Annotated in this window: 27 protein-coding genes; 20 read left to right on the top strand and 7 right to left on the bottom strand. The window is 63.7% G+C overall.

Annotated features, from left to right (window positions below; all coding sequences use genetic code 11):
* Window positions 1–44 precede the first annotated feature (44 nt).
* From Q7J44_RS04295 to Q7J44_RS04280, 4 genes are read left to right on the top strand one after another with little or no spacing between them, the layout of a single operon-like run.
* Entirely contained in the window at window positions 45–206 is a 162-nt protein-coding gene (locus tag Q7J44_RS04295; protein WP_245298883.1) for a NepR family anti-sigma factor, read from the top strand.
* Window positions 203–778 (top strand): RNA polymerase sigma factor, encoded by a 576-nt coding sequence (locus tag Q7J44_RS04290; RefSeq protein ID WP_304877322.1) that lies wholly within the window; start codon window positions 203–205, stop codon window positions 776–778. The genes Q7J44_RS04295 and Q7J44_RS04290 overlap by 4 nt, the downstream gene beginning before the upstream one ends.
* Window positions 775–2,601 (top strand): sensor histidine kinase, encoded by a 1,827-nt coding sequence (locus Q7J44_RS04285; RefSeq protein ID WP_304877320.1) that lies wholly within the window; start codon window positions 775–777, stop codon window positions 2,599–2,601. The genes Q7J44_RS04290 and Q7J44_RS04285 overlap by 4 nt, the downstream gene beginning before the upstream one ends.
* A gap of 42 nt (window positions 2,602–2,643) precedes the next feature.
* A complete protein-coding gene (locus Q7J44_RS04280) occupies window positions 2,644–4,206 on the top strand; it encodes a phospholipase D-like domain-containing protein (protein ID WP_304877318.1) in 1,563 nt (520 codons plus the stop codon).
* 74 nt (window positions 4,207–4,280) lie between these two features.
* Here Q7J44_RS04280 and Q7J44_RS04275 read toward each other — a convergent pair whose 3' ends face one another.
* Genes Q7J44_RS04275 through Q7J44_RS04265 form a run of 3 tightly spaced genes read right to left on the bottom strand, consistent with a single transcriptional unit; the run spans window position 4,281 to window position 6,001 of the window.
* Window positions 4,281–5,363, bottom strand: a complete 1,083-nt coding sequence (locus tag Q7J44_RS04275) for a hypothetical protein (protein ID WP_304877316.1) — start codon at window positions 5,361–5,363, stop codon at window positions 4,281–4,283.
* A 24-nt stretch (window positions 5,364–5,387) separates the two neighbouring features.
* Window positions 5,388–5,768, bottom strand: a complete 381-nt coding sequence (locus tag Q7J44_RS04270; protein WP_304877314.1) for a phage holin family protein — start codon at window positions 5,766–5,768, stop codon at window positions 5,388–5,390.
* Between the two features lie 41 nt (window positions 5,769–5,809).
* Complete coding sequence (locus tag Q7J44_RS04265; RefSeq protein ID WP_304878019.1) at window positions 5,810–6,001, bottom strand: PLD nuclease N-terminal domain-containing protein; 192 nt, start codon at window positions 5,999–6,001, stop codon at window positions 5,810–5,812.
* A gap of 455 nt (window positions 6,002–6,456) precedes the next feature.
* Here Q7J44_RS04265 and Q7J44_RS04260 point away from each other — a divergent pair, with 455 nt between their 5' ends.
* Window positions 6,457–6,630, top strand: a complete 174-nt coding sequence (locus Q7J44_RS04260; protein WP_304878017.1) for a DUF1328 domain-containing protein — start codon at window positions 6,457–6,459, stop codon at window positions 6,628–6,630.
* Window positions 6,631–6,828: 198 nt separating this feature from the next.
* Here Q7J44_RS04260 and Q7J44_RS04255 read toward each other — a convergent pair whose 3' ends face one another.
* Window positions 6,829–7,254: a hypothetical protein gene (locus tag Q7J44_RS04255; protein WP_304877312.1), complete on the bottom strand. Its 426-nt coding sequence runs from the start codon at window positions 7,252–7,254 to the stop codon at window positions 6,829–6,831.
* A gap of 211 nt (window positions 7,255–7,465) precedes the next feature.
* On the opposite strand from Q7J44_RS04255, the gene Q7J44_RS04250 reads away from it, so the two are divergent.
* Window positions 7,466–8,128: an exopolysaccharide biosynthesis protein gene (locus Q7J44_RS04250; protein ID WP_304877310.1), complete on the top strand. Its 663-nt coding sequence runs from the start codon at window positions 7,466–7,468 to the stop codon at window positions 8,126–8,128.
* Window positions 8,129–8,134: 6 nt separating this feature from the next.
* Here the strand turns inward: Q7J44_RS04250 and Q7J44_RS04245 are convergent, their stop codons facing one another.
* Window positions 8,135–9,142, bottom strand: a complete 1,008-nt coding sequence (locus tag Q7J44_RS04245) for a sensor histidine kinase (protein WP_304877307.1) — start codon at window positions 9,140–9,142, stop codon at window positions 8,135–8,137.
* A gap of 44 nt (window positions 9,143–9,186) precedes the next feature.
* Complete coding sequence (locus Q7J44_RS04240) at window positions 9,187–9,588, bottom strand: hypothetical protein (RefSeq protein WP_304877305.1); 402 nt, start codon at window positions 9,586–9,588, stop codon at window positions 9,187–9,189.
* An 81-nt stretch (window positions 9,589–9,669) separates the two neighbouring features.
* Between Q7J44_RS04240 and Q7J44_RS04235 the strand changes: the two genes are divergently transcribed.
* The 10 genes from Q7J44_RS04235 (at window position 9,670) to ureC (ending at window position 16,985) form a co-directional block, all read left to right on the top strand.
* Window positions 9,670–10,401, top strand: a complete 732-nt coding sequence (locus tag Q7J44_RS04235; RefSeq protein ID WP_370692962.1) for a Crp/Fnr family transcriptional regulator — start codon at window positions 9,670–9,672, stop codon at window positions 10,399–10,401.
* A 98-nt stretch (window positions 10,402–10,499) separates the two neighbouring features.
* A complete protein-coding gene (locus tag Q7J44_RS04230; RefSeq protein ID WP_304877301.1) occupies window positions 10,500–10,952 on the top strand; it encodes an RbsD/FucU family protein in 453 nt (150 codons plus the stop codon).
* A 2-nt stretch (window positions 10,953–10,954) separates the two neighbouring features.
* Window positions 10,955–11,878, top strand: a complete 924-nt coding sequence (gene rbsK, locus Q7J44_RS04225; RefSeq protein WP_304877299.1) for a ribokinase — start codon at window positions 10,955–10,957, stop codon at window positions 11,876–11,878.
* Window positions 11,879–12,037: 159 nt separating this feature from the next.
* Entirely contained in the window at window positions 12,038–12,682 is a 645-nt protein-coding gene (locus Q7J44_RS04220) for a sugar transferase (protein WP_304877297.1), read from the top strand.
* Between the two features lie 163 nt (window positions 12,683–12,845).
* Window positions 12,846–13,676: an urease accessory protein UreD gene (locus Q7J44_RS04215; protein WP_370692948.1), complete on the top strand. Its 831-nt coding sequence runs from the start codon at window positions 12,846–12,848 to the stop codon at window positions 13,674–13,676.
* Between the two features lie 10 nt (window positions 13,677–13,686).
* On the top strand, window positions 13,687–13,989 hold the full coding sequence (locus Q7J44_RS04210; protein WP_304877294.1) for an urease subunit gamma: 303 nt from the start codon (window positions 13,687–13,689) through the stop codon (window positions 13,987–13,989).
* 13 nt (window positions 13,990–14,002) lie between these two features.
* On the top strand, window positions 14,003–14,575 hold the full coding sequence (locus Q7J44_RS04205; RefSeq protein ID WP_304877293.1) for a HupE/UreJ family protein: 573 nt from the start codon (window positions 14,003–14,005) through the stop codon (window positions 14,573–14,575).
* Between the two features lie 10 nt (window positions 14,576–14,585).
* Window positions 14,586–14,891 (top strand): urease subunit beta, encoded by a 306-nt coding sequence (locus Q7J44_RS04200; RefSeq protein ID WP_304877291.1) that lies wholly within the window; start codon window positions 14,586–14,588, stop codon window positions 14,889–14,891.
* Between the two features lie 11 nt (window positions 14,892–14,902).
* Complete coding sequence (locus Q7J44_RS04195) at window positions 14,903–15,217, top strand: antifreeze protein (protein WP_304877289.1); 315 nt, start codon at window positions 14,903–14,905, stop codon at window positions 15,215–15,217.
* Window positions 15,218–15,233: 16 nt separating this feature from the next.
* Window positions 15,234–16,985 (top strand): urease subunit alpha, encoded by a 1,752-nt coding sequence (gene ureC / locus Q7J44_RS04190; RefSeq protein WP_304877287.1) that lies wholly within the window; start codon window positions 15,234–15,236, stop codon window positions 16,983–16,985.
* A gap of 7 nt (window positions 16,986–16,992) precedes the next feature.
* Here ureC and Q7J44_RS04185 read toward each other — a convergent pair whose 3' ends face one another.
* Window positions 16,993–17,172, bottom strand: a complete 180-nt coding sequence (locus Q7J44_RS04185) for a hypothetical protein (protein ID WP_304877285.1) — start codon at window positions 17,170–17,172, stop codon at window positions 16,993–16,995.
* Window positions 17,173–17,281: 109 nt separating this feature from the next.
* On the opposite strand from Q7J44_RS04185, the gene Q7J44_RS04180 reads away from it, so the two are divergent.
* From Q7J44_RS04180 to urtA, 4 genes are all read left to right on the top strand, one after another.
* Complete coding sequence (locus Q7J44_RS04180; protein WP_304877283.1) at window positions 17,282–17,875, top strand: urease accessory protein UreE; 594 nt, start codon at window positions 17,282–17,284, stop codon at window positions 17,873–17,875.
* A gap of 6 nt (window positions 17,876–17,881) precedes the next feature.
* Complete coding sequence (locus Q7J44_RS04175) at window positions 17,882–18,517, top strand: urease accessory protein UreF (protein ID WP_304877281.1); 636 nt, start codon at window positions 17,882–17,884, stop codon at window positions 18,515–18,517.
* Entirely contained in the window at window positions 18,514–19,158 is a 645-nt protein-coding gene (gene ureG, locus Q7J44_RS04170; RefSeq protein WP_304877279.1) for an urease accessory protein UreG, read from the top strand. Before Q7J44_RS04175 ends, ureG begins: the two co-directional genes overlap by 4 nt.
* Window positions 19,159–19,567: 409 nt before the next feature.
* Window positions 19,568–20,845, top strand: coding sequence for an urea ABC transporter substrate-binding protein (urtA, locus tag Q7J44_RS04165; protein WP_304877277.1), 1,278 nt, complete (start codon window positions 19,568–19,570; stop codon window positions 20,843–20,845).
* Window positions 20,846–20,893 lie beyond the last annotated feature (48 nt).

Below are 20,893 nucleotides of genomic sequence, written 5' to 3'. Positions count from 1 at the left end.
TTCGCGTTCGGTTCCATGAATAAGTACGGGATCAGTAGAGCAGCATGATGATGGAACATATGGCAGGTGACAACCAGAAGTCCAGTTTGCGCAAGGACATCGATGAAAACCTGAAGCGGGTCTACGAGGATGCGCTTAAAGAGGATGTGCCCGACAGGTTCAAGCTGCTGCTTGAACAGCTGAAGGCCAAGGAGTCAAAAAAATGACTTCTGTTCCCGTCGTTCAGGCTGATCCGCGTGACGAAATGGCGAACCACATACCCTCGCTGCGCGCTTTTGCGATCTCGCTGACCCGCAACGTCAGCGAAGCGGATGATCTTGTGCAGGAAACAATCCTGAAAGCATGGTCGAACATCGAGAAGTTTACGGTCGGCACCGACCTGCGGGCCTGGCTGTTCACCATTTTGCGCAACACGTTCTTTTCATCCAAGCGCAAGACCCGGCGCGAGGTGCAGGATACTGACGGCGTTCATGCGGCCACGATGTTCGAAAAACCGCACCATGACGGGCGCCTTGCCTTTACCGATTTCAGCCGGGCCTTTGACAAGCTGTCGCCAGAGCATCGCGAGGTTCTGATCCTTGTCGGCGCGAATGGCTATTCCTATGAGGAAGCGGCCAACATGATGGGTGTGGCGATCGGAACGGCCAAAAGCCGCGCCAACCGGGCGCGTGCCCGGCTGTGCGACATGCTGGGTCTGGCCGAAGGTGAGGATATCCTGGCGGAACAATCCGGCGCGACCTTGGCCGTGATGGGCCGGTCAGGATTTCAGGCCGCATGACAACGAAGGGTGCCGCCATGCGTCGGCGGTTTTCAGGTCTTGGCTTCCGCCTGATGGCGGTGATGGGGGTGGCGCTGCTGCCCCTTGCCATCCTGAGCTATGTTCAGGGCCTGAAGACCGCTCAGCTGGCCGAGGCACGCGTGACCAACGTGATCAGGGGCGAAACCCTGATCGCGGCCAATCCGCTGATCGCCGAAATCGTCAAGGCCCAGACCAAAACCGCCACCCTGTCTGTCGTGCTGCCTGCGGTGCTGCGCGAGGGTGGCGTCGCCGGTCTGCAGGCATGTCGGCGGGTGATGGACGACATTGTCAGGGCGGATATCGGTCTGATCACCTTTGCCGGCTATGTTGACCGCGATGGGCAGATGGAGTGCGGGGCCAGAAATGAGCAGCGCAATCTGGCCGGAACCGATGCGATGACGCTGCTGATGACCGACCCCGGCCCCAAAATCGCGGTGAACCCTTACGGCCCGGTGTCGAAAACGTCGGTGTTGATCGTATCGCATCCGGTGTGGGATCAGGTGGGCAGCCTGATGGGGTTTGCCTTTGTGTCGCTGCCGCATGCGCTGCTGGACCGGAGCGTCGAGGTGCGGGCGGCGGATGAAGCGCAGCCCTTGTCGCTGATGACCTTTGATGCGCAGGGCACATTGCTGACCTCATCGGTCGGCATGGATGCGGCGCTGCAAAGCCTGCCGGTGAACCGGTCGCTTGAAAGCTATGCTCAGGGCGGTGCCCGAAGTTTTCTGGCCAACACTGCCGCAGGCGAGCGGCGCGCCTTTGCCGTTGTGCCGTTGCAAGCGGGGACCTTGTACCTGCTTGGGTCCTGGCCCGCGAACCGGCTGGACAACACGATTTTCGAAGGTGCCTTCCCGGCGTTCCTGTTCCCGATGATGATGTGGGCCGCCAGCCTGCTGGTGGCCTTGCTGGCATCGGAAAGTCAGGTGCTGCGGCATGTGCGGTTGCTGCGCGACCGGATCACCGCCTTTGCCGCCGGAGAGCGGCAGTTGCCAGGCCTGAACATGGACGGGGCAGCGCTGGAACTGCGCTCGGTCGGGCTGGCCTATGAACGGATGACCGAAGCGGTTGTGCGCAACGAGGCCGATCTGGAAAACACCATCCACCAGAAGGAAGTGCTGCTGCGCGAGGTTCACCACCGGGTGAAGAACAACCTGCAACTGATTGCTTCCATTCTGAATATGCAGCTGCGCGGTGCCCGCACCAATGAGGCGAAAGAGGCGATGCGCACGGTTCAGGACCGGGTGATCAGTCTGGCCACCGTGCACCGGGAACTGTACCAGACCAGCGGGCTGACCGATGTACGCGCCGATGAGCTGCTGCCGCGCGTCGCGACCGATCTGCTGCGCATCGGCTCGGCCCCCGGACGGCGGTTTGATCTGGAAACAGAGGTCGACGACATTCGCCTGACCCCCGATCAGGCGGTGCCCTTGGCGCTGTTCCTGACCGAAGGCATGGCGAATGTGATCAAGCATTCCTGGTCCGGCGGGGCAGGCAATGCGCGGATCGGACTGACACTGCAGCGCAGTGATGGCAGCATGGCACGCTTCACCCTGTGCAACAGCCTGACACGGCCCTCGGGAGAGGGTGACGAAGGCCCGCAGATCGAGGGCAAGGATGGCTTTGGCTCGCAGCTGCTGACCGCCTTTTCGCAGCAGCTGAACGGCAAGGTCACGCGCGGCCGGCAGGGTGACAGTTATGTGCTGAGCATGGATTTCCCCCTGCGCCCGCTGTCCGAGGGAGAAGAACGACTGGCCCCGAAACCGGCGGTCAGTGTTGCCGCCGATGACGAAGATGATGTGTCCTGATGTGGGGCGTGGCATTCAGTGGATGGAGTGACGGGCGGTATCATGCGGGACGACAGCTCATCCGGGGTCGGCTCCCCACAGATTTTCATCACCGCCGCAGAGGCCTATCCGGCGCTTGAGCGCGCCTTTCTAGGTGCAAAGACCGAGATCATCGGCAGCTTTCTGGTGTTCGACCCCGAAACCCGCCTGCGGTCGCCCGAAGGGCTGGCGGTGGGCACGCGCTGGTTTGATCTGATCGTCCACTGCCTGCGGCGCGGGGTGAACATCACGCTGACCGTGTCGGATTTTGATCCGATCGCCCGCACCGCGATGCATCGCGGCACATGGCGTAGCCTGCGGCTGTTTCAGGCCGCAGCCGAGGTGGCCGGGCCGGGGGCAGGCAAGCTGAGCGCCACCGCAGCGCGACATCCGGCGCAGACCGGATCGGTCCCGCGCTTCGTGCTTTCGCCGCTGATCATGACCCGGGTCTGGAAGGCCACGCGCTGGCTGAACCGGCAATCGGCGGGGGTCAGGGCGACGGCGCTGCGCGACATGCCGGGCGGGCGGGCGTTGATGGTGGTGCGCGATGATGGCACGGTTCGGCCCCGGCTCTGGCCGTTGCCGCTGCTGTTTCCCGGCACCCATCACCAGAAAATCGCAGTCTTTGACCGCGAGCGGCTGTATGTTGGCGGGCTGGATCTGAACGAACGGCGCTATGACGACCCTGATCATGAACGCGCGGCCGAGCAGACCTGGCACGATGTGCAGGCGCTGGTCGAGGGGCCGGTGGCCGCCGATGCCGCCCGCCATCTGGAGCTGTTTCAGGCCGTCACCGCGGGGCAGGTCGAGCCGGTCAACACCGGCGCGCTGCTGGTCACGTTGTCGCGTCAACGGCACATGCCGCTGGTCAGGTTTGGCCCCAAGCCGGTGGTGCAGGGCATTTTCAACGCGCATTGCGAAGCGATTTCGCGGGCGCGTGGGCTGATCTATCTGGAAAGCCAATATTTCCGCGACAGCCGCCTGACCGAAGCGCTGTGTGAAGCGGCCACGCGGCAGCCGGATCTGAGCCTGATCCTGATGCTGCCCGGCGCGCCCGAAGAGCTGGCGTTTGACGGGCGTGAAGGGCTGGATTCGCAATTTGGCGAATGGCATCAGGCCAGATGCCTGCGCCGGTTGCGCCGGGCCTTTGGGGCCCGCCTGTTCATCGGCAGCGCGGCCCAGCAGCGGCGGGCAAAGCCAAAGCAAAAGCACGGTCGCGATCAGCTGGCGATGGCACCGCTGATCTATATCCATGCCAAGGTTTCGGTCTTCGATCATGCCGCGATCATTTCCTCGGCCAATCTGAACGGCCGGTCAATGCGCTGGGATACCGAGGCCGGGGTGGCCTTTACCCAGCCCGAGGTGGTGGCCGGCATCCGGCAGCGCTGCATGACCCACTGGCTGCCCGACCGTGCCGATGCCAGCTTTTACGACCCAAAGACGGCGGTTGCCGCCTGGCGCGGGCTTGCGCTGTCGAATGCCGCCAGAGTGCCCGAGGACCGTCAGGGCTTTGTCCTGCCCTATGACATCCGGGTCGCCGAAAAGTTCGGAACCGCGGTGCCGTTCCTGCCGCCGGAACTGGTCTGACCCCCGACAAAAAAGACCCATGGCCGGGGCCATGGGTCAGTCGGGGTTGCCTTGAGGAGGCAGGGAGAAACGGGTTAGCTTGCGCGGCCGCTGGTCAGCTTATCCGCCAGCTTTTGCGTCGCGGTGCGGCGGGTGCGGGTTTGGGCGCTGACGCGCTTTGCCGCGCCGCTGACCTTGGACGCCGCCTTGCGTGAGGTTTTGCGGACCGAACCTTCCACATCATCTGCGACGTCTTCCAGCGCATCTGCCGCGTCGCGTCCGGTGTCGCGCGCCTTGTCACGTGCGCCTTCCAGAATGTCTGTCAGGTCAGAGACCATGGCCAGGGCTGCCTCGGTCCCCCGGGCGCGCATCGCGCTTGCGGCTTCGCCAAGGGCGCGACCGGCAGCGGTGCGTTCGGTGTCAAAGCTTTTGCGGGCCTTGGCCAACAGCGACTCGGCCGAGTCCGCCAGCGACTCGCCTTCGCGGCGATTGGCCTGCAGGGCGGTGGCGAGCGCGGCCCCAAGGGCGACGGCCACAGCGGCAGAGGCCACGGGGTGGCGTTGCAGGATATTGCAGTCGTCGTCGGTATCGGTCAGATCGTCGATCTGGTCCTCAACCGCCTCGGCCCCGGAGGCAAAAGCCGCATAAGCCTTTTCGCGCGCGGCGATGATCCGGTCGGCGGCATCAGACCCCAGATCTGACAGACCATGCCCGAAAGCAGAGGCCAGATCGGCGGCCAGATCAGCGGTGACAGTGGCCTTTTCACGGGCAAATGCAGCGGCATCCGATCCGCGATCAGACATATCCTCGTACAGTGCCGTCAGCCGTTCGCGGGCCGCTTCGCGCGCATCATCGGCGCGGGCCTGCCAGTCTTCAAGCGTGTCGGTCACGCGGTCGGTCAGGCTTTCCTCATGGCGGGTCCCAAAGGCAAGCCACGCCAACCCCGCCCCGGCCAGAACGGTCGCCAACGGATAGCTGCGCAGGGCGCGGGCGGCCGCGGTGGCCAGCACGGTCTGACCCAAAGGCCCGGTCGCCAGACCGATCAGATCATCTGCGGACGAGTCGCTGCTGCGGCGGCCGGTCAGCCGACCCGCCATACGGCCAAAGGCCGCGCGCAGGGCGTCTTCGGTGACGCGTGCTTCATTGTACAGCGTCTCGGATTTACGGGAGCGTGCCATTTTCAGTCTCCTATTCAGACTATGTCAGGGGCGGGTGGTCGGCAAAGTGTCGCCACTGCCCGTGAGAGAGGTAAGGGGAAGCGTCGCCCTGCGCAGGCAGGAGCGCGCTACAAGAACAAGGATCAGCGCCAGAGCGGCGCATGTGATTGCCGCGGTGAACAGGGCTTGCAGCGGGGGCAGGCCAAGCATCGCCAATCCGACCAGACCGGCCTGGACCAGCAGCACCAGCACCATGACCCCCAGGATCAGCGCCAGAAACAACAGCACCAGCGCGGTGACCAGCGATCCGGCGCGCGTGCGCAGTTCGACCTTTGCCAGCGCAACCCGCAACGCCACAGCCCTGCGCCCCAGCATCAGAAGATCCATCAGCGGGACAATCAGGCCTTCAAGTCCGGAACGCGACATATGGTTTTTCCTGTCAGTCTTGGGTCAGAGTCAGCGGTCGGTCAGACCCTGCGCGTTGCGGAACGCGGACCCATGATCAACCACAGAATGAACCCAAGGATCGGCAGGAACAAGATCAGCAAGGTCCAGATCACCTTTTTGCCGGTGGTGGCATTTGACCCGATGACCGAAATAATGGCCCACAAATCGAGGGCGAGGATCAGTAGTCCGCCAAAACCTGACAGCTCAAACATGCTCAGTTGATTCATAATGCGCATCCTTTGCGGATCGTCCGAAGTATTTTCGCGGTCAGGCTGAACTGTGCTGTGCCGCATCGGTATGATCAGACAACGCCGCTGCCCCGGTCTGGTTCCCTGGCCGCTGTGGAATTTTTTGCAGTGCAGCATCACTGGGCGGCGGTGAAGATTTTGGCCTTCGGCAAATGGCCCGCGCGACCGTTTAGCCCGGCATTTAAGCCCGGGATTGCGGCTTTGAAAAGAAGAAGGCGGCAGCACGCTATAATCGGGCGGCCCTTTACGGCTATTTAAGCGCGGCCCGTCGCTTTTGACTGGCAGAGGCTGCGAAAGCCCGCTGCCGTGCCGATGTTTTTGATTGCCACCGGGAACCTGCGCCAGTGCAGCACGTTGATCTGACATGAGCGCTGCGGCGCAAAGACCTGAACTTGAACCAGAGAATGAAGGAGATCACCATGCTTGGTTGGGCATTGACGTTTCTGGTCGTGGCATTGATTGCAGCGGCTCTGGGCTTTGGCGGAATTGCAGGCGCATCAGCCTCGATTGCTCAAATCCTGTTTTTTGTCTTTATAATCCTGTTCGTTGTCGCGATGATTGCGCGCGCCGTACGCGGAAAGCCCCCAGTCTGACCGTATCGGCAGCCGACATTGCACATGAAAGAAAGGCCGTCCTTCGGGGCGGCCTTTTTTTTGGCGCAGGCTGACTGTGGCGCGGGAATCGGTAAAACCAGTCTGCCGCAATTATAAGCAGAGGAAAGCCTCCAGATAAATCTGCGGGATTTTTTGGGGGTTATATCCGTGACTGATCCACAGCGATGCCCAGTGGCATCAGGGTGCAGGTTCCGTCGGATTGGCAGGAATGACAGGAACCACGGCGAATTCTGTTGGCCGGGCGGGCAGGGCGCGGCCTGCGTGGCGGGAAAAGCTGGTGAGGGAATGGCGCAGCGGGCCGTCCGGCCGGTCCTCGGTGGTCAGAAACACGATCCGCCGCGCTCCAGTAGAGATCAGCTGCCGCGCACGCGAAACAGCGGTCAGAAAATCGGTGCCGGCCCCGGCGTTTTTCGGCCCGCTGCCACAGCGGATGTAATGCACCGCGTTGTTGGCCTGACCCGCGGCGATCTGGTCGCTGGCATCAGTGTCGGAAAGACCGGCCCCGGCGGCGATCAGCGCCTGCATCCATGGCAGATCAAGACGGGGAGAGGCGGGCTGCACCGGCTGGGGCATCTTCGCGGGGTCGGGGTCTTTTTTGGTCATGCTGCGCTCCTCGGGTCACAGCGCCCTGCGGGCGCGACGCAGCCTTAACGTTGGTGGGGCGGGGTGCGGTTCCCTTGCTCCGGTGCATCGGCGGAACATCGCCCATCGGCGGCGAGCACCGCAAAGTCCGGCGGACCGGAACCGCCCGGTGCAAAACCGCGTTGAAGGGGGTCAGCGGCCGCCCGTGCGGCGCAAAGGAACCAGTGCGAACATGCCGATCATGCGCAAAGACCAATGGCCAAAGGCCAATGCCGGGCCAGACGCCAAGAGGTCGCGTGACGGCACCGGCCCAGCAGAGCCTCCGGTCTCGGACCTCAACGGAATTGTCTCGCGTCTGCACAAGGCCGCACGGATGGAGGCGCGTGTGCCCCTTGGGGATCTGGTCGATGCGATGGGGCCGTCGTCGATGGCGGCGGTTTTGCTGGTGCCGGCGCTGCTGTTGATGTCACCGCTGAGCGGGGTGCCGGGGGCGTCGATCGTGGGCGGTCTGGTGATCGCGCTGGTTTCGGCGCAGATCCTGCTGAGCAGGCCCAAAGTCTGGCTGCCCGGCTTCATCCGCAACCGCCGATTGCCCGGGCGCGCCTTGCGCCGGGCGCTGGTCTGGCTGCGCAAGCCTGCCCGCAGGTTTGACCGGCTGGCCCCGGCCCGGCCGGGGGGAGGTGCGCATGTCTGGTGGACCCCGGCACTGGCGCTGCTGTGCCTGTGTCTGGGCATGGCGATGCCGATGCTGGAGCTGATCCCCTTTACCTCGAGCATCGCGGCGACGCTGGTCGCGGCGTTTGCGATGACGATGCTGACGGGTCGGGTGCGGATTGCGCTGGTGGCCATCGTTCTGGCCGGTTGTGCGATCTGGGCGGTGCTCTGGCTGCTGTGAGGGCTGCTATCGTCTGTCCGGGTGTTCCAGCGGAAAGGTCAGCGTGACGCGGGTGCCGTTCACGTTTTCAAACTTCAGCCGGCCTTCCAGCTGTTCGGTGAACTGCAAGGCCACCCGCAGCCCCAGACTGCGCGACTTTTCAGGCACGAAATCTGGCGGCAGACCGGCCCCATCATCCTGTACGATGACAATCGCCTCGGGCCCACGGCTGCGCATGGTCAGCAACAGATGGGTTTTGTCGGTTTCACGCGCGGCATGTTCCACCGCGTTGGACACCAGCTCGACAATGATCAGCGCCAGCGGGGTGGCCTGATCGCCGGACACGATCACCGGCTCGACATCGAAATCCAGCGTGATCCGGTCCGACATGGCCGAACTGCTGACCACTTCGGGCAGCACATCGCGCATCAGGTGGCCCATGTCGGTGGTCTGCCGTTTGGGGTTGTGCAACTGCCGCTGGATGCTGGCCACCACCTGCAACCGGGCCGAGGCCGCCTCGAGCGCCGCGCGCGCGCTTTCATCCACCACGTTGCGGCGCTGCATCTTCAGCAGTGATGCCACGACCTGCAGATTGTTGGAAACCCGATGCTGCAATTCGTGAAACATCGTCTTGTTGGCATGGGCCAGTGTGTCGGAGCGGTTTTTTTCAACCTCCAGCTTGCTGAGCGCATAGCGCATCACATGGATCAGCACCAATTCGGTCGTCACGATGAACAGATAAAACGCCAGGGCCAGAAAGATTGGCGGTGACATCGCAAAACTGTTTTCGGGTGCAAGAAACCAGTACCACGAGGCCAGCCCACCCATGAGCGCAACGGCAATGCCTGCTTTGGTTCCCGCGAAATACCCGGTCAGAATAACCGCCGGAAAAAAGGTCAGGTAGGGAAATCCGGTGGGCAGGGCAGGGTGCAGATAATGGCGCAAAAGAACGGAAACAACAATTGCAATACAGGCAAAGCCAAACTGATAGGCGGGGCTGCGTTCTGCAACAGCCCAAAGTCGCAATTGTTCCATTCCGTTACCCTATGTCCGGTCTCCGCCCCGGCGACAGGCAGACGTTAACCCAAGCCTATCGCATTGCAATGGGTTTCGACCCGGAGTCTTGGCTCCGGGCAGGCGCCATGCAGGGCGTCGCGCACTTGCGCCGCGAAAAACGGCATGTCAAGCGATTGCCACCCAAGTGCGGCCACTTCCGCTGCGTCATCTTCATCCGCGGCGGTCAGCAACACCTTGACCTGCGGGTGCTGCACCAGACCGGCCAATCCAAAGCCACGCAGACTGCGCAAGGACTGGCGGATAATCAGCAGATCCGGGCATTGCCCTTCGGTCAGCACCGCCAGAATCTGCGGCACATCCCGGCACAGAATGACACGGGCATCCGGCCAGGTCTCCATCACCGTTTGCGCCAGATCGAGGCTGATCAGCACGTCGGGCTCCTGGACAAGGATCGTTTTTGGCATGTCACACTCCCGAACAAGAAGGATGTGTCATGGAACTAAAAATGATCTGCCGCACTTAACTACGACATAGATGCGGAGGAAATCGTGAAAACCATTTGCCGTTTTTGCCAGTTGCGCCAGTGCGAAGCCTTTTTGCCGATGACCGAAGATGAAATCCGGTTCATGGAACGGTTCAAGAAGGGCGAGCTTTCGGTAGAACGGGGGGCGACCATCCTGTCCGAGGGCGAGTCCAGCGGGCAGTTGTACACTGTGCTGAGCGGCCTTGGCCTGCGTCACAAAACATTGGAAGATGGCCGCCGACAGGTGCTGAACCTGATTTTTCCGGGCGATTTTCTGGGGCTTCAGGCCGGTCTGATGGGCGAAATGGGCCATTCGGTCGAGGCAACAACCCCGATGGTGCTGTGTGTCTTTGACCGCAACGCCCTGTGGTCGCTGTTCCAGTCCAACCCGTCGCGGGCCTATGACCTGACGTGGATTGCCGCGATCGAAGAGCATTTTCTGGGCGAAACCGTCGCGACCATCGGTCAGCGCGATGCCTCTGCCGCGCTAGCCTGGGCGTTTTTGCGGATTTTCCGGCGCGGCGAAAGTCTTGGGCTGGTGGTCGATGGCAAAATGTCTTTGCCCTATCGCCAGCAGGATATGGCCGATGCGCTTGGCCTGTCTTTGGTGCATACCAACAAGCGTTTGCAGCGGTTCCGCGCGGCGGGGCTGATGGACTGGTCGCGCGGCGTTCTGTACATTCCCGACCGCAAGGCGCTGGCCGAAGTGGCAAATCTGGGGGATGGCCCGGTCCAGAAGCGCCCGATCCTTTAGCCCCCCCGATCCTTTAGCCCCCTTGCAGCGGGTCGGCTGTCAGGGCAGTCTGCCCGCCAAAGCGGGGACTGAACGCACCGCAGCGGAAGGGGACGACGATGCTGAAGGGAATTGATCACCGGCTGAACGCCGATGTTCTGGGGACGTTGCGGGCGATGGGACATGGCGACTATGTCGTTGTGGTTGATACCAATTTCCCGGCAGACAGCATTGCGCGCGGCACAGTCGCAGGCCGCCTTTTGCGGATGGAGAACCTGAGTGCGGCACAGGCGGTTCAGGCGATCCTGACCGTGCTGCCGCTCGATACCTTCGTGCCCGATTTTGCCGGACGGATGCAGGTGGTGGGTGAGCCGGACACGGTGCCCGAGGTGCAGGCCGAAGTGCAGGCCGAGGTGGACCGCGCCGAAGGCAGGCCACGGGTGTTGCCGGGGATTGAACGGTTTGCCTTCTACGATCTGGCCAAAGGGGCCTATGCCGTTATCCAGACCGGCGAGCGTCGGTTTTACGGCTGTATCATGCTGCGCAAGGGCGTGATCGGGCCGGAGGCATAGGGATGTCGCAAAAGATTGTCGTTCTTGGGATTTTCGTGGCGGATGCCGCCTACCGCGCCGAACGCCTGCCCCGGTTGGGCGAGACGATCCTGGGCCAGCATTTCATGCTGGGGCCGGGGGGCAAGGGGTCAAACCAATCCGTCGCCGCCGCGCGGGCGGGGGGCGACGTGCATATCATCACCCGGCTGGGGCAGGATGCCTTTGCCGCCATGGCGCGCGACCTGTGGCGCGATGCCGGCGTTGTGCCAGAGGTGACGGAAGACCCCGACAGCTACACCGGATCGGCGTTCATCTTTCTGGAGGCGGCGACCGGGCAGAATGCCATCATCGTGGCCCAAGGTGCTGCGGCGCGGATTTCCGTGGCCGATGTCGCGGCGCGGCGGCCGCTGATCGAAGGTGCGGCCCTGTTCATGACGCAGTTGGAACAACCGCTGGACGCCGCCCAACACGGGCTGCAGATCGCGCGCGGTGCCGGGGTGCGCACCATCCTGAACCCGGCCCCGGCTGCGGCGCTGACGGATGACATGCTTTCGCTGTGCGATCTGATCACCCCCAACGAATCTGAGGCCGAAGGGCTGACCGGCGTGACCGTTACCAGTTTCGCCGATGCCGAGGCTGCGGCTGACCGGCTGATCGAACGCGGTGTCGGGGCGGCGATCATCACGCTGGGGTCCAAGGGCGTTTTGTACCGCAAGGATGGCCAAAGCCTGCATGTCCCCGCCCGCGCGCCGGGGCCGGTGGTTGATACCACAGGTGCGGGCGACGCTTTCAACGGCGGCCTCGCGGTGGCGCTGTCGCAAGGGGCCAGCATACAAGAGGCGCTGAATTTTGGCGTGGCGGTGGCTGGCATTTCGGTGACCCGCCACGGTGCCGCCAGTTCCATGCCCGCCCGCGCCGAGGTGGATGCCTTTCTGCGGGGCCACTGATGCGGTGGTGCAGCGACATTTTGCACAACCCAGAGGGTGAATTTGCCGGTATTCCGCCCAAGCGGTAAGGATTGCTTAAAATTTCACTCACATTTAAGCTTTGTCCGGCGTAAAAGCGGGCGTCGGTGCCATCCGGCCCGTTTCCCGGAGGATTGCTGCATGACGTCGCTTTTGGTTTCAAAGTCTCAGGCCACGCCAGTGCTGGCACCGGCCCGCCACAAGCGCGTGCTGGACATCGGCCTGATCGTTCTGGCGCTGCCGGTGTTGTTGCCGGTGCTTGTCATTCTGATACTCGCGGTGCGGCTGTCGTCTTCCGGTCCCGTGCTGTTTTTCCAGACCCGTGTCGGGCGCGATGGGAAGCGGTTTCGTCTGGTCAAGTTCCGCAGCATGTATGCGGATGCCGAGACCCGGCGCGCGGCGCTTCTGGATCAGTCTGACCGCAGCGGCGTCTGTTTCAAGCACAAGGCCGACCCGCGCATCACCCCGGTCGGGCGCTTTCTGCGCCGGTCATCGCTGGATGAACTGCCACAGCTGTGGAACGTGCTGAAAGGCGAGATGTCGCTGGTTGGTCCGCGTCCGGCCCTGCCGGAAGAGGTGGCGGTTTACACCCCCGATGCGATGCTGCGGCTGGCGGGGCTGCCGGGGCTGACCGGGTTGTGGCAGGTGTCGGGCCGGGCCGATATCGGCTTTGACGAGATGGTCGCGATGGATGTGGCCTATTTGCAGACCGCCAGCCTGCGCGGCGATCTGGCGCTGATTGCGCGCACCTTTGGTGCTGTCGCTTTGGCGCGGGGTGCGTATTGATCGGGCAGTTGCAAGACGCACCTTTCCGATCTGACTAAATTTTAATCCTTACGCTTAATTTTTGTCCCATTTCAGCCGCGATCCCTGCCTTCCCGGCCGATCCACCTGATCCCGCATTGAGCCTGCCGTTGCGCCGCCGCAGCCTGTCGCAAAGCGGGGGGCCATGCTGACAGCACCGATCCATCAGCCGATGCAGCGCAGCCGGGGCGAAGCCTCGGTCTCGCTTGATCATGGCAGTGCCGGGATGCGGCTGACCGGGTTGCGCCAGCACGGATCGGCCAAATGCATCCTGCCCCACGGGCCCACGGGCCGGGGCGGTCAGCCCGAGGTGGTGTTTCTGAACACCTCTGGCGGCCTGACCGGCGGGGATACGCTGTCTTATGCCGTGACGCTGGGGGCAAGGGCGCGCGCCGTCGCCACCACCCAGACGGCGGAGCGCGCCTATCGGTCTTCGGGCGGCGCGGCGCGGGTGCGGGTCACGATGACCGTGGGCGCTGATGGCTGGCTGGACTGGCTGCCGCAGGAAACCATTCTGTTCAACGACAGCCAGCTTGACCGCCGCACCACGCTAGATCTGGCCCCCGGTGCCGGTTGCCTGCTTTTGGAAAGCGTGGTGCTGGGCCGCGCCGCCATGGGTGAGACCGTAGCCAAAGTCGCACTGCGCGACTGGCGCGAGATCCGTCAGGCGGGCCGCCCGGTGATGATAGAGCCGCTGGCGCTGACCGACCGCGCGCTGCAGACCGGGGCCGCCGGACTGGCGGGCGCGCGGGCCTTTGCCTCGCTCGCCATGGTGGGGCAGGGCGTGGCCGATCTGCTGGGCCCGGTCCGCGCGGTGCTGGACGAACCGGGCGTGACTGCTGCCGCCTCGGCCCCGGATGGCCGCCTGATGCTGCGCGTGATGGCCGCCGATGGCTGGCCGATGCGCCGCCAGATTGCCCGATGCCTTGCCGTGCTGCGCCGGGGTCAGGCCCTGCCGCGCGTCTGGCAGATGTGAAGGAGGACCCATGAACCTGACCCCCCGTGAAAAAGACAAGCTGCTGGTCAGCCTTGCCGCCATGGTGGCCCGTGGCCGGCTGGCGCGCGGCGTCAAGCTGAACCACCCCGAGGCGATTGCCCTGATCACCGATTACGTGGTCGAGGGCGCGCGCGACGGCCGCCGCGTCGCCGATCTGATGGAGGCGGGGGCGAGCGTGATCACCGCCGATCAATGCATGCCCGGCGTGCCCGAGATGATCCATTCCGTGCAGGTCGAAGCCACGTTTCCCGATGGCACCAAACTTGTCACCGTTCACCACCCGATCCGCTGAGAAAGGCAAACCGATGAAAAAACTGGCGTTTATCCTTGGGGCTGCCGCCTTGCTGCCGCAGGTGGCCCTTGCGCATGTGGGTGATCATGGCGGGTCCCCGTTCATGTCGGGGGTGATGCATCCGGTTGGCGGGGCCGATCATGTGCTGGCGATGGTGGCCGTGGGGTTGTGGGCTGCCGTAACGGGCGGGCGCGCACTGCTGGCGCTGCCGCTGGCCTTTGTCGGCGCGATGCTGGCGGGCGGTGCCCTTGGCGCGATGGGCGTCGGCCTGCCGGGGGTAGAGCCGATGATTCTGGCGTCCATTGTACTGCTCGGCGTGCTGGCGGCCCTTGCCTGGCGCGCCCCGCTGGCGCTTGGCGTGGCGATTGTGGCGGCATTCGGCCTGTTCCACGGCCATGCCCATGGCACCGAAGGGCCTGCCTCCGGCTTGTTGATCTACGCGGCGGGCTTTGCGCTTGCGACCATGGCGCTGCACCTTGCCGGGCTTGGCCTTGGGCTGGCGCTGAACGCGCTGTCGGCCCGCGGGGTGACGCGGGCCTTTGGCGCAGGCACTGCCATTGCGGGCCTCGCGCTCGCCTTTGCATAGGGGCAAGCGCATGATTCCCGGAGAGATTTTTCCCGTCGACGGCGATGTGATCCTGAACGCGGGCGCCCCCGTCACCGTGCTGATGGTGGCCAACACCGGCGACCGCCCGGTGCAGGTGGGCAGCCATTACCACTTTGCCGAAACCAACCCCGGCCTGTCGTTTGACCGCGACGCCGCGCGCGGCCAGCGACTGGATATTCCTGCAGGAACGGCTGTGCGTTTCGAGCCAGGTCAGACGCGTGAGGTTCGCCTTGTGCCGCTGGCTGGCACACGGCATGTCTACGGCTTCAACGCCCATGTGATGGGCGCTTTATAGGAGCCTGTGCCATGCCGCCGTTTTCCCCGTTTGATCTGATGCGCCTGTCGATGAACACCACCACCATGCTGGTGCAGGCGCAAAGCGTGATTGCCATGCGAATGATGGGGATGGCCGGGGTCTGGACCGTTTCGCCCACCGAAAACGCCCGGATGGTGTCTGAAAAGATGCGCGCCGGACTGAAGGCCGGGGCCGCCGCGCAGAAATCTGCTCTTGCGGGCGGTTCGGCCACCCAGATCGCCGAGGCAGCGCTTGCCCCGGTCAAACGCGCCACTGCCGCCAATGCCCGCCGCCTGACCCGCAGCGGGCCGAAAAACCCGTTCTGACAGAAAGGTTCCGCCCATGGCTTTCGTACTTTCCCGCGCCGCCTATGCCGATATGTACGGGCCGACCGTGGGCGACAGGCTGCGTCTGGGCGATACCGACCTGATCATCGAGGTGGAACGCGACCTGATTGCCGAACGCAGCGGGGCGGCAACCTTTGGTGCCAATGGCATGATGTATGGCGAAGAGGTGAAGTTCGGCGGCGGCAAGGTCATCCGCGACGGGATGGGCCAAAGCCAGATCACCCGCGCGGCGGGGGCGATGGATACCGTCATCACCAATGCGCTGATTGTCGATTACACCGGCATCTACAAGGCCGATGTGGGCCTGCGTGACGGCAAGATCGCGGTGATCGGCAAGGCCGGAAACCCTGACACGCAAGCAGGCGTGGATGTGATCATCGGGCCGGGAACCGAGATCATCGCGGGGGAAGGGCGCATCCTGACCGCGGGCGGCTTTGACGCGCATATCCATTTCATCTGCCCGCAACAGATTGACGATGCGCTGCATTCCGGCCTGACCACCATGCTGGGCGGCGGCACTGGCCCGGCCCATGGCACGCTGGCCACCACCTGCACGCCGGGGCCATGGCATCTGGGGCGGATGATGCAGGCAGCGGACGCGCTGCCGATGAATCTGGCCTTTGCGGGCAAGGGCAATGCCAGCCTGCCCGCTGCGCTGGAGGAACAGGTGCGGGGCGGGGCGTCGTGCCTTAAGCTGCATGAAGACTGGGGCACCACGCCGGCCGCGATCAATTGCTGCCTGACGGTGGCCGACGCGATGGATGTGCAGGTGATGATCCACACCGACACGCTGAATGAAAGCGGCTTTGTCGAGAACACGCTCAAGGCCATTGCCGGCCGCACCATTCACGCCTTTCACACCGAAGGCGCGGGCGGCGGCCATGCGCCCGATATCATAAAGGTGGTCAGCTCGCAGAACATCCTGCCCAGTTCGACCAACCCGACGATGCCCTACACGGTCAACACCATCGAAGAGCATCTGGATATGCTGATGGTCTGCCACCACCTTGACCGCAAGGTGCCGGAAGATGTGGCCTTTGCCGAGTCGCGCATCCGCCGCGAAACCATTGCGGCGGAAGATATCCTGCACGATCTGGGCGCGTTTTCGGTGCTGTCATCCGACAGTCAGGCCATGGGCCGGGTGGGTGAGGTGATCACCCGCACCTGGCAGACCGCGCATAAGATGAAGCTGCAACGCGGCCGGATGGAGGGTGAGCAGGGGGCGAATGACAACCTGCGCGTGCGGCGCTACATCGCGAAATACACCATCAATCCGGCGATCATCCACGGCATCAGTGACCATATCGGCAGCATCGAGGTCGGCAAACGCGCCGATCTCGTGCTGTGGAGCCCGGCGTTCTTTGGGGCCAAGCCCGAAATGGTGCTGATGGGCGGCGTGATCGTGGTGGCGCAGATGGGCGACCCGAATGCCAGCATCCCCACTCCGCAGCCGGTGCACAGCCGGTTGATGTTCGGCGCCTATGGCCGTTCTGTGGAACGCAACGCGGTGATCTTCACCAGTCAAGCCGCGCAGGAGGATGGCATCGGCGCGCGGCTGGGGCTGGCCAAGGATACGGTGGCGGTCAAGGGCACCCGGGGCGTGCAAAAATCCGATATGAAGCTGAACTCGGCCACACCAACCATCGAAGTGGACCCCGAAACCTATGAGGTGCGGGCCGATGGCGTGCTGCTGACCTGCGAACCGGCGACAGAGCTGCCACTGGCGCAGCGCTATTTCCTGTACTGACCGTTCGTCAGTGCGGGGCGGGGGTCAGGGCGGGCTGCTTGCGCCGGATCGGCCAGCCGGGGCGCACCGCCGACGCAGCACCTTCGGCCGCCAGAAGTTCCTTGTGCAGCTGGAGTTCGCGCTTTTTCAGCCGCAGAATCTGGGCCCGCACCTCTGTCAGTTCTTTTGCAAGGTCCTGGGTTTGCATCCGCCCCTCCGCTTTTTGGCCTGCACTTCCCCGAGTTTGCCCCGAACGGGTTAATGACTTCCTACCATCTCTCTGCCACCCCGAATTCTTTCCGAACCGAGGATAAGACATGACCGATCTGCCCGCCGTCCGCCGCTTGCTGAAAGACGCCCCTGCCACCCATGATGCCGAAGTCGTGCTGACCTATGACGACCGTCTTGTGCGCCGCAAGCGGCTGGTCACGGCAATGGGTGATGGCTTTCTGGTCGATCTGGCCGAGGTGACCAATCTGGATGCGGTCTGGGGGTTCGAGCTGGAGGATGGCCGCACCGTCCGGGTGACCGCCGCGCGCGAGGCGGTACTAGAGATCACCGGCCCTGACCTCGCCCGCTATGCCTGGCACATCGGCAACCGCCATACTCCCTGTCAGGTCGAGCCTGCGCGGCTGGTGATCCGCGCTGATCACGTGCTGGAAGCGATGCTGCGTCAGCTGGGGGCCGGGGTGCGGGCGCTGACCGAACCCTTTGCGCCCGAGGTCGGGGCTTACGGCATGGGCCGCCCGATGGGGCATGATCACGGGCCGGAGGGCGGGCACAGCCATGCCGCGGCGCACAGCCATGCGGAAAGCCATTCTCACAGCCACGATCATGACCACAGTCACAGTCACAGTCACAGCCACAGTCATGACCACACCCACCATCACCACCCCCACAGCAAGACCTGACCCACGATGAGCCAACCCCTCCTGACCCTTGTGCAATGGCTGTCCCCGTCGTTTCCGACCGGGGGCTTTGCCTATTCGCACGGGCTGGAGCAGGCGATATCGACGGCGCAGGTGGCAAGTGCCCCCCAGTTACGCCAGTGGCTGGCCGAGGTGTTGCAGTTCGGGGCCGGGCGGCAGGATGCGATATTGCTGGTACAGGCGCTGCGATCCGGCGCGGACCTTGACGCGCTCGACGATCTGGCCCGCGCGCTGCAGCCTTCTTCCGAGCGGCTGTCCGAGACGCTGGAACAGGGCACGGCTTTCGCCCGCACGGTCGCCGCCCTGACGGGCCGCCCCTTGCCCGCCCGCTGCCTGCCGGTCGCGGTGGGAGAGGCGGCGGCCCCCCTGAACCTGCCTGCAGCGCAGGTCGCCGCCTTGTATCTGCATGCGTTTTCCAGCAACCTGACCTCGGTCGCCATGCGATTCATGCCCTTGGGGCAAGAGGCGGGGCAGGGGGTGCTGGCATCGCTGCACCCGGTGATCGACGCGCTGTCGGCGCAGGTCGCGCAACTGACGCTCGATGATCTGGGGTCGTCGGCAATGGGGGCCGATCTGTCGGCACTGGCGCATGAAACAATGGACGTAAGGATATACCGGACATGAGCGTGAATGGCCCCCTGCGGGTGGGAATTGGCGGCCCGGTGGGCGCGGGCAAGACCACCCTGACTGAACATCTGGCGCGCGCGCTGGCCCCGCGCTGTTCGATGGCGGTGATCACCAATGACATCTACACGCGTGAGGATGCCGATTACCTGCTGCGCGCACAGGTGCTGCCTGCCGACCGTATCCGCGGCGTGGAAACCGGCGGCTGCCCGCATACCGCGATCCGCGAAGATGCCAGCATCAATCTGGCCGCCATCGCCGATCTGCGCGCGCTGCACCCTGATCTGGACCTGATCCTGATCGAATCCGGTGGTGACAATCTGGCTGCGACCTACAGCCCCGAGCTTGCCGATATCACCATCTACGTCATCGACACCGCCGCCGGTCAGGACATTCCGCGCAAGCGCGGGCCGGGGGTCACGCGGTCTGACCTGCTGATCGTGAACAAAACCGACCTTGCGCCTTATGTCGGCGTGGACCCGGTTTTGCTGGAATCCGACACCGCCCGCGCCCGTGGCACCCGCCCCTATATCATGGCCCGCCTGCGCGATGGTCATGGCGTGGCCGAGGTGGTCGCCTTTCTGGAGCGGGAGGGCGGTCTGGCCCTGCGCCCGGCGCTTGTCAGCGCCAGACGGGCCTGACGGCAGCCTGATCCCCGCACCGCGAAACGAAACCCCGGCTGGTCCGGGTTTTTTTTGTTGCTTTGATCACTTTATGATCAAATCCTCTGCCTGAGTCGTGGGCACTTGCCGCATTTAGCCTCGAATCAGGGCGATTGCCTGCGATACTGCTTAATCCGATAGCAAAACCGAAGGGCGCTCCGGCCCTTGCCTGCACGAGATGCGCCGCAGCTTGCCGCACCGCGGCAATGACGCTTTCGTGACAGGGCAGTCCGGCTTTGGACCGCACAAGAAAAAAGAATGTGCTGTGGCGGCTGCGAAGGGTCGCATCGCCATCACGGCGCGGGGTGCAACAACGTTGCCGCACAAAGACAGGCCGTCCCGGAGTGACGGAAGGCCTGTGCCTTGCGCGGCCCAATGAGGGAAAACCATGTCGAATTTCAAGGGAGCGCTGCTGGCCTCTGCCATTGCCATGACGGCAGGGCAGGCCATCGCACAGGATGAGACGATCAAGGTAGGGGTGCTGCATTCGCTGTCAGGCTCGATGGCGATTTCGGAAACCACGCTGAAAGATGTGATGCTGATGCTGATCGCCGAACAGAACGCCAAGGGCGGCGTGCTGGGCAAACAGCTTGAAGCGGTGGTGGTTGACCCCGCATCAGACTGGCCGCTGTTTGCCGAAAAGGCACGCGAGCTGATGACCGTGTCGAATGTCGATGTGATGTTCGGCTGCTGGACAAGCGTCTCGCGCAAATCGGTGCTGCCGGTGATCGAGGAACTGAACGGGCTGCTGTTCTACCCGGTGCAGTATGAAGGCGAGGAATCCTCAAAGAACGTGTTCTACACTGGGGCCGCCCCGAACCAGCAGGCGATTCCGGCAACCGACTATTTCCTTGAGGAACTGGGCGTCGAGAAATTCGCGCTGCTCGGCACCGATTATGTCTATCCGCGCACCACGAACAACATCCTCGACAGCTATCTGAAATCCAAGGGCATTGCCGAGGCCGATATCTTCGTGAACTACACCCCCTTTGGCCATTCAGACTGGTCCAAGATCGTGGCCGATGTGGTGGCTCTGGGCGCTGATGGCAAAAAGGTCGGCGTGATTTCCACCATCAACGGCGATGCCAATATCGGCTTCTACAAGGAACTGGCCGCAGCAGGCATTTCCGCGGATGACATTCCGGTCGTCGCCTTCTCGGTTGGTGAAGAGGAACTGTCGGGCCTTGATACCTCCAACCTCGTCGGCCATCTGGCGGCGTGGAACTATTTCCAGTCGGCGGAATCGGAGCTGAACACCGAATGGATCGCCAAATGGAAAGCCTTTGCCGGTGAAAACCGCGTGTTCAACGACCCGATGGAAGCGCATGTGATTGGTTTCAACATGTGGGTGCAAGCGGTCGAGGCGGCAGGCACCACCGATGTCGATGCCGTGCGCACCGCGATGTATGGTCTGGAAACCCCGAACCTGACCGGCGGCATTGCCAAGATGCTGCCGAACCATCACCTGACCAAGCCGGTTCTGATCGGCGAGATCCGCGCCGATGGCCAGTTTGACATCGTGTCGTCCACCGATCCGGTCCCCGGCGACGCCTGGACCGACTTCCTGCCGGAATCGGCTGTGCTCGAAGCTGACTGGGCCGAGCTGGACTGCGGCATGTACAACACCGAAACCAAGACCTGCGTTCAGATCAAATCGAACTACTGATCGCATCCGGGCGGGGGGCCAAAGCCTCCCGCCCTTTCTGCGCGACCC

The sequence above is a fragment of the Pseudotabrizicola sp. genome, from assembly GCF_030656345.1.
In the GTDB taxonomy this organism is placed as follows: Bacteria; Pseudomonadota; Alphaproteobacteria; order Rhodobacterales; family Rhodobacteraceae; genus Pseudotabrizicola.
Note: the sequence above shows the minus strand (reverse complement) of the source record. Positions and strands in the feature narration are given on the sequence as shown.